This window comes from Acidimicrobiales bacterium (genome assembly GCA_016794585.1).
Taxonomy (GTDB): domain Bacteria; phylum Actinomycetota; class Acidimicrobiia; order Acidimicrobiales; family DATDAH01; genus JAEUJM01.
In genome coordinates, this window is the sequence record JAEUJM010000005.1 from 134,746 (window position 1) to 146,472 (window position 11,727).

The following is an 11,727-nucleotide window of genomic DNA, read 5'->3' on the forward strand; positions in this document are numbered from 1 at the left end:
TGCGGGCACCCTACCGAACACGCGCCGCACCCCCGGCCCGAGGGCCGGGGGTGCGGGGACGAGCCGGGTGCCGCCGTCGGAGCGGCCAGGCGGTCAGCTGGCCGGCGTCACCACGAAGGTGTCGAGGATGTGGCCCAGCGCCTCGATGTCGGCGTCGCTCAGGATCTGCACGCCGACCACGGCGATGTAGTCGCCGTCACTGGTGTCGATGGGCTGGACGACGGTCCAGACGAAGCTGGCCCCCGAAGACCCGCAGTCACCGAACACCTGCGACACACCGGTGTACAGCGGGTCGGAGTACGCCTGGACGCCGAGGTCCTCGCCGCAGGCCTGCTCGCTGCGGATGGCGTACTCGTTGAGCACCGCCCGGGGATCACCCGTGGACGAGTCGGAGGTGGCCCGGAACTCGAACCCCGGCACGTCGAAGCTGGCGTTGTACTGCTCCATGTCGGTGGATGCCCGCAGGTCGGGGAGGGTCAGGTTGCCGAGCGTGGCGACCCGTCCGTCCACGTCACTCCACTCCGACGGAGCCTCCACCGTGAGCTGGCCGGTGTCGTCCTCGATGGGAACGAAGGTGTAGGTCTCGCCGGTGTCCTCGGCCCCGGTGTCGGTCTGGACCTGGCTCATGAAGTCCTCGATGGCCGCCCGCTGGTCCTCGCCCTCGATGGTGCTCGCTTCGGTGGTGTCGGTCTCATCGCCGGGATCGAAGGCCACGGCCGTGGTCGTGGTGGTCTCGGGTGCTGCCGTCGTGGTCGGGGCTGCGTCCTCGTCGTCGCCGCCTCCGCCGCAGGCCGCGAGGCCCAGGCCGAGGAGGAGGACGATGATCGCGGTGAGGGCCATCGACCGGGTGCGCTTGCTTGGCATTGCCGCTCCTTGGGGAGTTGTGCGGGTGTTGTGCGGATCAGACGCCGGGCGGGCGCCCCCTGGTTCCGTCCTCCGACGTGACAGTCGTCACCGTCGGACGATAGTCAGCCCCGGAGGGCGCCGAACGCCGACGGGGTCGCTCAGACGTTGGTGTTGAAGGTGTCGAAGGCGTGCTGCAGCGCGTCGACGTCGGCCAAGGTGACGGCCTGGCCGAAGATGACCGTCGCGTAGGAGTCGCCGTTGTCCGGGATGGCGGCCACGAAGAGCCAGGCCCGGTCGTCCCCGCCGCAGTTCACGAACGCCTGGATGCGGCCGCTGAACACGCCGTCGCTGTAGTCGTTGGGCGTGCCCGCCTCGCACTCGCCACGGGTGCTGGCGGCCGCGGTCTGCGAGATGACCTCGTCGAGGTCGGGGGGCGAGGTGAACTGCACCGCCGTGTAACCGAGGATCGGGGTCGACTCGATGTCGCCGCCGAGGTCCGGCGACGCCTGGATGCTCGGGTTGCCGTCGCTGCTCGCCGTGGTGTCGAGGTCGTCCCACTCGGCGGGGACCTCGACGAAGATCTGGTCGGAGTCGTCGGACACTTGGACGAACTCGCTGTAGGAGTCGCCGCTCTCGGTGATGCCGGCGTCCGAGGCGAAGCTGTCGATGTCGACCGCGCCGCCGACGGCATCGTCTCCGGTGTCGCCGCTGTCAGGGGCGGCCGTGGTGGCAGGGGCGGCCGTGTTGTCCGGCGTGGTGGCCAGCGGCGCTGCGGTCACGGCGGATTCGTCGTCGCCGTCGCCGCCCCCACAGGCGACGAGGACGAACGCCAGTGCGGCGGCGGCGGTGAGTGCGAGAAGACGGCGGGGCATGGTCGTGCTGGGCTCCTGGTGAGTTCGGGTCTGACGGTCGGGTGTGTCCCGCCCCCCAACCGGGTCCGCCACCGAGCACACGGCCGCCGCACCCGCTTGCTCTCCAGGTCCGCCACGTGAGGAGCGCCGGGACTCTAGCAAGGCGGACGGCACCCCTGGACACGAGGTGTCACAGTGACACCTCGCCTCGTCAGTGGCGGAACACCACGGTCGAGGGCAGGGCAGCCGGATAGGCGCCCCACGCGTCCGCGCTCGAGGCGAAGTCGAACAGGATGGAGGCGATCTGCTGACGGGTGAGCGCCTTCTTCGGACGGAACGTCCCGTCGGGGTACGGCGTCACCAGAGACTCGGCGGCGGCCCAGCCGACCGCCGGCGCCAGCTTGCTCGACGCCGCGACATCCCCGAAGCCGGCCGGCGCGCCGGCGGACGGCGAGCCCGCGAGACGCCAGAGCATGTCGGCGAAGTGCCCGCGCTTGACCGTGGCGTTCGGGTGGAACGTCCCGTCGGGGTACGGGGCCACGATCCCCTCCTGCGCGGCCCAGTTCAACGCGGGACGGTAGGCGGCGGTGACGGGCACGTCCCCGAAAGAGGCCTGGCTGCGAGCGGCGGGGCGATCGGCGAGGCGCCAGAGCATGGTGACGACCTGGCTTCTGGTCATCGCGACCTTCGGGCCGAACCCACCGCCGGGCTGGGGATCGAGCAGCGCGAAGCGCTTGACCCAGTTGACCGATGCCTCGTACCAGGCCCCCAGGGGCACGTCGGAGTAGCCGTGGTACGGCGCCCCCCACCGGACGGTGACCGGGCCCTGATCCCCACCGCGCCCGTCGACCTGCACCAGGTAGGTGGTCCCGGCCGTGGCGTCGAACGTCACCCGGGACTGCTGGCCGAGCTGGCCGTCGTCGTCGCCCTCACCACGAGACACCAGATTGGCCAGGGACGTCGCCGATCCGGTGAAGACGCCGAGCAGGGTGTCGGTGTCGCTGCCGCAGGTGTCGAAGGCCATCGGGCCCGTGACCGGGGCGGTCCACGAGAACCAGATCGACCGACCACCAGGCTTTCCCGCGGGCGACTTCTCGCCGAGCTCCTGGGTGGCGCCGGCGTTCGACGTGGCCACCGACCCCGCGTACCCCGACAGCGGGGTCGCGGCGGCGGCCCGGTCGTTGGCCGGAGGGGCCAGCGACCCACCGGGCACGGACTCGAGCCAACGGCTGTCGGCCGTGTTCCAGCGCGAGGCGAGCCACCCGCCCGCCCCGCAGGCGGCGTTCACGGCGAAGTAGTCGTCATGGCCGCAGTCGAAGCGGAGCTCGTTGCCCGACGAGCAGACCGACCGCATCCGCACCGGACCGGCGCCGTCGTCGTCGTAACACATGCGGTCACCCTCGTCGCGGCAGTGCCCGCTCGGCGTCGCATTCGGCGCGGTCGGCTGCACGCCCCCGATGGTGTGCATGAGCTCGTGGGCCTCGGTACGACCGTCGAAGCCCGAGCGCAGGCAGGTCTCATCGAGGCGGGCGTAGCCCGTGCGGGCGTCGTTCCAGTTCAGCGCCGTCGGCTGGGCGTCGTACCACAGCGTTCCCAGCCCCGAACAGGTGGTCGGCTTGGCATTGCTCGTCTCGGCCCAGATGACGTACTTGCGGTCGGGGTCGCTGAACCCCTTCGAGACCATGGTGGACATGAGCGCGCTGAAGGCTGTCGCCGGCACCTGGCTTGCGGGGATGAGCACGTCGAGGATCTCGAGGTTGCAGTTGGCGTCGGTGACCCATCGGATGTGGCGCTGGCCACCGGTCTGGCCGGCACTGGCGTTGAAGATGGTCTCCATCTGCGCGGCGCGGGTGCGCATCGTGGCCCGAAGGGCCGACAGCCGGTTCACCCCCGACGGGTGGGCGTAGACCAGTTGCACGCGGGCCCCACTCGTGCCGTCGCCGTAGCACTGGATGCCGGCGGTGGCCTCGGTGGGCGCGGCGCCAGGCGGCACGGGTCCCACGCCGGGCTCGGGGCCGGTCGAGCAGAGCGTGGCCCCGTCGATCACCCCGGCCACGACGAGCCCGGCGGCCTCACACGTGCCGTCGGGGCCGGTCCCGGGCGTCACCAGGGTCGGTGCGGCGGCAGGCGCCGCCGGCGCCGCAGCGGAGGGCACGGGCGCGGCGAGGCCGAGCACCGCCACCGGCGCGAGGGCCAGCGCGGTGATGCCGGCGACCAGGAGGTCGCGCCGCCGTCCGCGTCGTTTCACGCCCGGGTTGTCGGCACCCCTGCGCCGAGGCTGTAGCGATGGGGGCCCTTCGGCCCTGTTGCCGGGGGGACCGACCCCCCGACGAGGGGGTCAGAGCTCGGGAGCGCTCCGGTCGGGCTCGGCGCCGGGCAGCAGCGGGTCGCGGAGCGGCACGACCATGCCGGCGAAGTCCGCCACCGCGATCACGCGGTCCTCGGGGTCGAGCACACGACACTCGACCACGACGAGCTGGCGGCCCGCCCGCACCACGGTGGCCACGGCCCGCACGACGTCTCCCTTGGGACGGCCGAGGTAGCGGACATGCAGGTCGGCGGTGACCAACGTGTTCTGGCCGGGCACGAACGAGCTGCTGCGGGCCGCGGCGGACGCGGCCGCGACGTCGATGAGCGTGGCGATGGCGCCGCCATGGAGGTTCCCGGTGCTGCCGAAGGCCTCGTTGCGCACCGGCATGGACACCACCACGTGCTCGTCGGTGCGTTCGAGGAACTCGAGGCCCAGCAGAGCGTGCAGCGGGGTGGCCCGGAAGCGGGCCTCCAGCGCCGCGATCACCTCGTCGCTGAGGCCGTAGGGGTTGGCGCCGTCGTCGGCCATCTCAGTGCTCCGTTCCGGCGGCGCCGTCGCGGGCCGCCTCCTCGAGACGCTCCACGAGCAGGGGGGCGACCTCCCGCCAGTCCCCGACGATGGCCAGGTCGGCCCACTCGAAGATGAGCGCCTCGGGGTCGGGGTTCACCGCGAGGATGGTGCCCGAGCTGCGCACGCCCATCGTGTGGTTGAACTTCCCACTCAGGCCGAGCGCCACGTACAGCCGCGGGGCGATGCTGTGACCGGTGATCCCGAGCTGACGGGCCCGCGGCAACCACCCCTTGTCTGTCACCTTCCTCGTGGCGGCCAGTTCCGCGCCCAACGCCCGGCGCAGGGGCTCCAGCTCGGCGTAGTGGGCCGGATCGATGCCCTGGCCGATGCCGATGACGACGTCCGCCGACGCGAGCGCCTCGGCATCGTCCTCCCGGTGACGGCCGTGCACCACCACCCGGCCCCGTGGCGTCACGCCGACCGTCCCCGTGGCCACCGGCACCGGCTCTCGACCCTCGAGGAGGGGCAGCACCCCGGCGCGCACCGTGACGAGCTGGACCGGGGACGTCGAGCGCACCGCCGCCACGAGCAGGCCGCCGAACGCCGGCTTCCACGCCACGAGGCGACCGCCCGTGCCGGCGCCGGCGCCCTCGGGCTCCGACGCCGGTTCGTCCTCGATGGTGAGCCCGACCGCGTCGCCGGTGAGCCCGGCCCCCAGGGCGGCCGCCACCCGGGAGGCGACCTCGCGGCCCCATGCGGTGCTGGGCGCGAGGACCGCCCAGGGCCCACGGGCGGCGACCCACTCGGCGACCCCGGCGGCCACGTCCTCTTCGACCAGGGCGCCCGTGACGGTGACCGCCTCGTCCACGCCCCACGTCCCGAGGTCTTCGACCGGGGGCAGGTTGGTGCCAAGGGCCACCACCCGGCCCCCCAGCTCGGACGCCAGCCGAGCGGCCGCGCCGAGCAGCTCCCGGGTGAGGCGGACGCGGTCGGGCTCGACCACAACGGCCACCGCAGGACCAGCGGGACCGCCGGCGCCTGCGGGTGGGGCGACGGTCTCGGACGGACCGTCGGCGGCGCCCTCGAGCACGCCCCGGTCGGCGAGCACGGCGACCGCTTCCGCCACCTGGTCCTCGACGGAGCCGGCGAGGCGCCGACGCAGGCGCTCGACCTCGAGCGAGCGCACGTCGCCGACCGAGGTCGGGCTCGCCGCCGCGCCCCACGGACCCGGGCCGAGCTCGGCGGCGGTGACCGAGGTGATGCGGTCCGAAGCGACCGCGGCGCGGCCCTCGGGCGGCACCTTCGCCGGATCGGTGAGGCGCTCGGCCACGGAGAGCACCGCCGGCAACGACACCGTGGCCTCGACCCATTCGTCGTCGTGCTCGAGCCGGACGCTCACGGCGCCGTCGACGAGGGCGAGCTCGCGCACGCCGGCCACGAACGCGAGGTCGAGCAGCTGGGCGAGCTCGGGTCCGACCTGCCCCGTGTCGGCGTCGACCGAGTTGCGGCCGGCCAGGACGAGGTCGAAGGCCTCGTGGCGCTGCAGGGCGGCGGCGAGCGCCTGCGCCGTGACGAGCGTGTCCGAGCCGGCGAAGGCCGGGTCGCAGAGGTGCACCCCCTCGACGGGCACCCCCCGCTCCTCGATCCAGGCGATGGCCTCCCGCAGCGTGTCCTCGGCCGAGGGTGGCCCGAGGGTGAGCGCGGTCACCGTGCCCCCCGTGGCCGCGGCGAGTTCGGCCCCGATGGCCACCGCGCGACGGCAGTAGGCGTTCATCTCCAGGGGCAGTCCTTCGCGCACCAGGCGGCCGTCGTCGCCGAGGACCATGGCCTCGACCTTGGGGATCTGCTTGACCAGCACGGCGATGCGCAGCGGATGCACGGCTGTCAGTCTGCGCCGCCCCGGGCCGGACGGCACAACCGTCCCCCCGGTCGCGCGAGGATGCCCCCATGGGGGAAGCCGAGAAGCCACGAGCGCTGGTCACCGCGCCGTTCCGGGGGGAGGGGCTCGCCACCCTCGAGTCCGTCGCCGAGGTGGTCTACGACCCGTGGATCGAGCACCGCCCGCTGCGCCTCTACGACGACAAGGCGCTGGCCGCCCGCATCGAGGCCGAGGGCGCGAACATCGTGGTCTGCGAGGCCGACTTCTGCACCGGCGCCGTCCTCGAGCTCCCCCTCCTCGCCATCGGCTCGACCCGGGGCGACCCCACCAACGTCGACGTCGCCGGGGCCACCGCCAAGGGCATCCCCGTGCTGCACGCGCCGGGCCGCAACGCCGACGGGGTCGCCGAGCTCGCCGTGGCCCTCCTCCTCGCGGTCAACCGCCACCTGCTCCCTGCCGACGCCGACGTGCGCGCCGGCGAGGTCTTCAAGGACGGCACCATCCCGTACCAGCGGTTCCGGGCCTGGCAGCTGGCCGGCCGGACCGCCGGCATCGTCGGCCTCGGCGCCGTGGGCCGGGCCACCCGCTGGCGCCTGGAGGGGCTCGGCATGCAGGTGATCGCCCACGACCCGTTCAACGACGAGGCGACCCACTCGCTCGACGCGCTGCTCGCCGAAGCCGACGTGGTGTCGATGCACGCCGCGGTCAGCCCGGACACGCTGGGGATGATGGGCGCCGAGCAATTCGCGGCCATGCGGGAGGGCGCCATCTACGTGAACTCGGCCCGGGCCGCGCTGCACGACCTGGACGCTCTCACCGAGGCGCTGACGTCAGGCCCCCTCGGCGGCGCCGGCCTCGACCACTTCGAGGGTGAGTCGCTGCCCACCGACCATCCCCTCTGCTCGATGGCCAACGTGGTGCTGACCCCCCACATCGGCGGCGCCACCTACGACACCGAGGCCAACCACTCCCGCATCATCGCCGACGACCTGGTCCGCCTCCTCGCCGGCGAGCGCCCCACCCACATCGCCAACCCGGAGGTCCTTTCGTGAGCCGCTCCGAAGGTTCGAGGCCGCGGCCTGCGTGGCCGGGGAACGCACAAGAGGTCCTCGACTGATGTCGGATGCAGACGACGCGGTGTTCGCCGCCGTGCTGGCGGCGGCCAAGACCATGTACGCCAAGGGCCTGGTCGAGGGCACGTCGGGCAACGTGTCCGGCCGGCTGTCGGACGGCAACGTGGTGATGACGCCGTCGTCACTGGCCTACGACCCCATGGTCCTCGACGACCTGGTCGTGGTGGACCTCGACGGCGAGAAGGTGGCCGGCGAGCGCAGCGCCACCTCCGAGAAGTCGCTGCACCTGGCCTGCTACCGGGCCCATCCCGAGGTGATGGGCGTGATCCACGCGCACCCGAAGCACGCCTCGATGTTCGCCTTGGTGCACCAGCCCATCCCCGCCGCAGTGGAGGAGTTCGTCGTGTTCATCGGCGGCGAGGTACGGGTGTGCGACTACCGCACCACCGGCACCGACGAGCTCGCCGAGGTGGTGGCCGCCGGCCTCGGCGACCGCAGCGCCACGCTCATGGCCAACCACGGGATGGTGACCGTCGGCAAGAACGTCGACGACGCCCTGCACGCCGCGCTCGTGGTCGAGCACAACGCCCACATCGTGTGGGGTGCCCGAGCGCTCGGCGAGCTGGTGCCCATCCCCGAAGAGGTCAACGCCAACTTCGCCAACATCTACGACTTCGTGCGCAAGAACATGTGGGGCGCCTGAGCGCCGCTCGGGGCCGCGACGGGCGGTGCGTCAGCCCTCGGTGGGACCCGACTTGTCGGGAGCGCCCTGCGCCTCGACCGCCTCCTGGTACTCCTTCAGCGCCCGCCGGTGGCCGTTGGCGCCGGAGCCCACGACCCCGCCGTCGCGGACTTCCTTCACCACCTTCTCGAGGTGGAGCAACCGGTCGTGCAGGTCGTCCTCGGGCCCGGCCGTGATGACCCGGTCGAAGGCGGTGTGGATCTGGTCGAACTTCCGCCGGACCTGCCCGTACTCGTCCATCAGCTTTTCGTGCAGCTCTTCCACGCTCTTGGCCATGGCCGGACGCTACTGCGGCTGGGCCCCCTCGAAGCGGTAGCCCATCCCGGGCTCGGTGATGAAGTAGCGCGGGCGGGACGGATCGGGCTCGAGCTTGCGCCGGACCTGGGCCAGGTAGACGCGCAGGTAGTTCGTCTCGGTCTCGTACTGCGGCCCCCACACCTCCTGGAGGAGTTGGCGCTGGCTCACGAGCTTGCCCTGGTGGCGCACGAGCACCTCGATGAGGTGCCACTCGGTCGGCGTGAGGTGCACCTCCTCCCCGGCGCGCACCACGCGCTTCGCGGCGAGATCGATGGTGAACGAGTCGGTGGCGATCACCGCCTCTTCCTCGGCGGGCGTCGAGCGCCGCAGCGCCGCCCGCAAGCGGGCCAGCAGCTCGTTCATGCCGAAGGGCTTGGTCACGTAGTCGTCGGCACCGGCGTCGAGCGCGGCGACCTTGTCGGCCTCGCCCTCACGGACCGACAGCACCACGATGGGCATCGTGGCCCAGCCCCGCAGCCCCCGGACCACCTCGATGCCGTCGATGCCGGGCAGGCCCAGGTCGAGGATCACGACGTCGGGATGACGCTCGGCCGCCAAGGTGAGCGCCTCCTCCCCCGATGCGGCGAGCACGACGTCGTAGCCCCGCGCCCGGAGGTTGGTGCCGAGGGCCCGCCGAATCTGCCGCTCGTCGTCCACCACCAGCACACAGCCCGACTCGGTCACGACGGCCCCTCCACGCCGACGGCGGTCACGCTGGCGGCGATCGGCAGGCTCAGGACCATGGTGAGCCCACCGCCCGGGGTGTCGTCGGCCACGAGCGCGCCGCCCATGGCGTCCAGGAACCCGTGCGCCACCGCCAGGCCGAGCCCCACGCCGCTGCCGTTGGGTTGGTCGCCGAGGCGCTGGAACGGGAGGAACATGACCTCGCGCAGCTCCGGTGCGACACCGGGCCCCTGATCGATGACGCGCAGGTCCACGCTGTCGCCCACCGCGCCGGCCTGGACCCGCACCTCGGCACCGGCCGGGCTGGCCTGGACCGCGTTGCCGATCACGTTGGCGACGGCCCGCTCGAGCAGTGCAGGGTCGGCGGCCACCCGGGGCAGGGTCTCGGGCACGTCCACGGTGACCTCGGCGGCGATCGCCCCCAGGCTCGAGAGCGCCGCCGCGACCACCTCTTCCAGTCCGACGGGCCGCACGAGCAGGTCGAGGGCGCCCGTTTCGAGCCGGCTCATGTCGAGGAGGTTGCCCACGAGCGAGTTGAGGCGGTCGGCCTCCTCGTCGATGGTGACGAGGAACTCCCGCACCGCCGCGGGCGACCAGTCGACGTCCTCCTGGAGCAGGCTGGTGGCCGACGCCTTGATCGACGCGAGCGGCGTGCGCAGGTCGTGCGAGACCGCTCGGAGCAGGGCGGTGCGCAACTGGTCGGTGTGGGCGAGCGCGCCGGCTTCCGCGGCCTCCGCAGCCAGCGCCCGCCGCTCGAGGGCGGCGTGGAGCTGGGCGGCGAACGCGTCCAGGACCCGCAGGTCGTCCTCGCGGAGCCGATCGCCCACCAGCACGAGGGCGGCACCGTCGCCGAGCGCGATCGTCGATCCGTCCCCGGTCGGGCGGGTGGGGACGGGCGATCCGGCGCTCGCATCCACCACCCACGTGTCGGCGTCGGGGCCCGGGACCAGCACCGCCACCGCATCGAGGGAGAAGGTGGACCGCAGGCGATCGACGGTGCCGGCCAACGGGTCCTCACCGGACACGAGGCCCCCGGTGACACGGGCCAGGGCCTCCGCCTCGGCGGTGGCGCGGGCGGCGTCGGCCCGACGACGCGCCGCCTGGCTCACCAGCGCGCTGATGATCACCGCCACGGTGATGAACACGACGAGGGCGAACGCGTTCTCCCCCTTGTCGATGGTGAACGTGTAGAGCGGCGGCGTGAAGAACCAGTTCAGGGCCAGCGACCCGGTCACCGCGCAGAGGACGGCGGGGATGGCGCCGCCCACGGTCGCCACTGCGACCACCAACAGCAGGTAGACCAACATGTCGGCGGGTAGGTCGAAGACCTCCCGAGTGTTGGCCAGCAGCAGCGTCAGGAGCGGTACGCCCGCGAGAGCGAGGGCGAGCCCGGCGAGCTGCCGTCGCAGCGAGAGCGTCGCGGAGCGCGCCCGGGGCAGGGGCGGGAGCTCGCCGTCGGCATCCTCCTGGCTGATCACGTGCACGTCGATGGGTCCCGACGCCCGCACGACCGCGTTGATGACCGAGCCGCGCGACAGCTCGGCCCACCGCGATCGCCGACTGGCCCCGAGGACGATCTGGGTGGCGTGCTGGGAGCGAGCGAACGACAACAGGGTGGTCGCGACGTCCGCGCCGACGACCTCGTGGTAGGCGCCCCCGAGGTCCTCGAGCAGGCGGCGGTGCTGGAGGAGCAGGTCGCTGGGGGCCGCCGCCAGCCCGTCGCCGACCGAGATGTGCACCCCGAGCAGCTCGGCCTTGGAGCGCATGGCCATCCGGGCCGCTCGGCGGATCAGGTGCTCGCTGCTGGGTGCGCCGGTGAGGGCCACGACGACGCGCTCCCGCGTCTCCCAGGGACCCTCGATGCCGTGGTCGGCCATGTAGTCCTGGAGCGACTCGTCGACCTTGTCGGCCACCCAGAGCAGCGCCAGCTCGCGCAGGGCCCCGAGGTTCCCCACCCGGAAGTAGTTGGCCAGCGCGGCATCGACCTTCTCCGGCGCGTAGATGTTGCCGTGGGCCATGCGGCGGCGCAGCGCCTCGGGGGTCATGTCCACCAGCTCGACCTGGTCGGCCTGGCGGACGAACTCGTCGGGGATGGTCTCCTGCTGCTTCACCCCGGTGATCCGCTCGACCACGTCGTTGACCGACTCGAGGTGCTGGATGTTCAGGGTCGACAGCACGTCGACGCCGGCGGCGAGCAGCTCGGCCACGTCCTGCCAGCGCTTGGCGTGGCGGCTGCCCGGGACGTTGGTGTGGGCGAGCTCGTCGACCAGCACGACCGCTGGGCGGCGAGCCAGGACGGCATCGACGTCCATCTCCTGGAACTCGGTCCCCCGGTGCCCGAGGGTGCGTCGCGGGACCACCTCGAGGTCCTCGAGCTGCGCGGCGGTGTTCGGGCGCCCATGGGTCTCGACGTAGCCGACCACCACGTCGGTGCCACGGTCCCGGCGGCGCCGCCCCTCGTTCAACATGGCGAAGGTCTTGCCCACACCCGGCGCGGCACCGAGGTAGATGCGCAGCTTGCCCCGGGCCATGAT

Annotated in this window: 10 protein-coding genes; 2 read left to right on the forward strand and 8 right to left on the reverse strand. The window is 72.8% G+C overall.

All coding sequences use genetic code 11. The features are described 5' to 3' along the window. Positions 1 to 93 precede the first annotated feature (93 nt). From JNK12_02610 to JNK12_02630, 5 genes are all read right to left on the reverse strand, one after another. Positions 94 to 864 (reverse strand): hypothetical protein, encoded by a 771-nt coding sequence (locus tag JNK12_02610; protein ID MBL8774790.1) that lies wholly within the window; start codon positions 862 to 864, stop codon positions 94 to 96. A gap of 140 nt (positions 865 to 1,004) precedes the next feature. Further along, positions 1,005 to 1,718, reverse strand: coding sequence for a hypothetical protein (locus tag JNK12_02615; protein ID MBL8774791.1), 714 nt, complete (start codon positions 1,716 to 1,718; stop codon positions 1,005 to 1,007). A 190-nt stretch (positions 1,719 to 1,908) separates the two neighbouring features. Continuing rightward, entirely contained in the window at positions 1,909 to 3,945 is a 2,037-nt protein-coding gene (locus JNK12_02620; protein MBL8774792.1) for an S-layer homology domain-containing protein, read from the reverse strand. Positions 3,946 to 4,035: 90 nt separating this feature from the next. After that, the gene (locus JNK12_02625; protein MBL8774793.1) at positions 4,036 to 4,536 is read right to left on the reverse strand and encodes a PaaI family thioesterase; all 501 of its coding nucleotides are present in this window, start codon (positions 4,534 to 4,536) and stop codon (positions 4,036 to 4,038) included. Between the two features lies 1 nt (position 4,537). Continuing rightward, positions 4,538 to 6,397, reverse strand: coding sequence for an FAD-binding protein (locus tag JNK12_02630; protein ID MBL8774794.1), 1,860 nt, complete (start codon positions 6,395 to 6,397; stop codon positions 4,538 to 4,540). A gap of 68 nt (positions 6,398 to 6,465) precedes the next feature. On the opposite strand from JNK12_02630, the gene JNK12_02635 reads away from it, so the two are divergent. Both JNK12_02635 and JNK12_02640 read left to right on the forward strand, forming a co-directional pair. Beyond that, the gene (locus JNK12_02635) at positions 6,466 to 7,449 is read left to right on the forward strand and encodes a hypothetical protein (protein MBL8774795.1); all 984 of its coding nucleotides are present in this window, start codon (positions 6,466 to 6,468) and stop codon (positions 7,447 to 7,449) included. 64 nt (positions 7,450 to 7,513) lie between these two features. Continuing rightward, the gene (locus tag JNK12_02640) at positions 7,514 to 8,173 is read left to right on the forward strand and encodes a class II aldolase/adducin family protein (GenBank protein MBL8774796.1); all 660 of its coding nucleotides are present in this window, start codon (positions 7,514 to 7,516) and stop codon (positions 8,171 to 8,173) included. Between the two features lie 30 nt (positions 8,174 to 8,203). On the opposite strand, the gene JNK12_02645 is transcribed toward JNK12_02640, so the two are convergent. Genes JNK12_02645 through JNK12_02655 form a run of 3 tightly spaced genes read right to left on the reverse strand, consistent with a single transcriptional unit; the run spans position 8,204 to position 11,724 of the window. Then, entirely contained in the window at positions 8,204 to 8,488 is a 285-nt protein-coding gene (locus JNK12_02645) for a hypothetical protein (protein MBL8774797.1), read from the reverse strand. A gap of 9 nt (positions 8,489 to 8,497) precedes the next feature. Then, positions 8,498 to 9,175, reverse strand: coding sequence for a response regulator (locus tag JNK12_02650; GenBank protein ID MBL8774798.1), 678 nt, complete (start codon positions 9,173 to 9,175; stop codon positions 8,498 to 8,500). Between the two features lie 14 nt (positions 9,176 to 9,189). Continuing rightward, positions 9,190 to 11,724, reverse strand: a complete 2,535-nt coding sequence (locus JNK12_02655; GenBank protein MBL8774799.1) for a sensor histidine kinase KdpD — start codon at positions 11,722 to 11,724, stop codon at positions 9,190 to 9,192. Positions 11,725 to 11,727 lie beyond the last annotated feature (3 nt).

Bases quoted from the DNA above. Each gene is read 5' to 3' on its own strand.
- JNK12_02610 (MBL8774790.1), bottom strand. From the start codon at position 864: ATGCCAAGCAAGCGCACCCGGTCGATGGCCCTCACCGCGATCATCGTC.
- JNK12_02645 (MBL8774797.1), bottom strand. From the start codon at position 8,488: ATGGCCAAGAGCGTGGAAGAGCTGCACGAAAAGCTGATGGACGAGTAC.
- JNK12_02640 (MBL8774796.1), top strand. From the start codon at position 7,514: ATGTCGGATGCAGACGACGCGGTGTTCGCCGCCGTGCTGGCGGCGGCC.
- JNK12_02625 (MBL8774793.1), bottom strand. From the start codon at position 4,536: ATGGCCGACGACGGCGCCAACCCCTACGGCCTCAGCGACGAGGTGATC.
- JNK12_02635 (MBL8774795.1), top strand. From the start codon at position 6,466: ATGGGGGAAGCCGAGAAGCCACGAGCGCTGGTCACCGCGCCGTTCCGG.
- JNK12_02655 (MBL8774799.1), bottom strand. From the start codon at position 11,724: ATGGCCCGGGGCAAGCTGCGCATCTACCTCGGTGCCGCGCCGGGTGTG.
- JNK12_02615 (MBL8774791.1), bottom strand. From the start codon at position 1,718: ATGCCCCGCCGTCTTCTCGCACTCACCGCCGCCGCCGCACTGGCGTTC.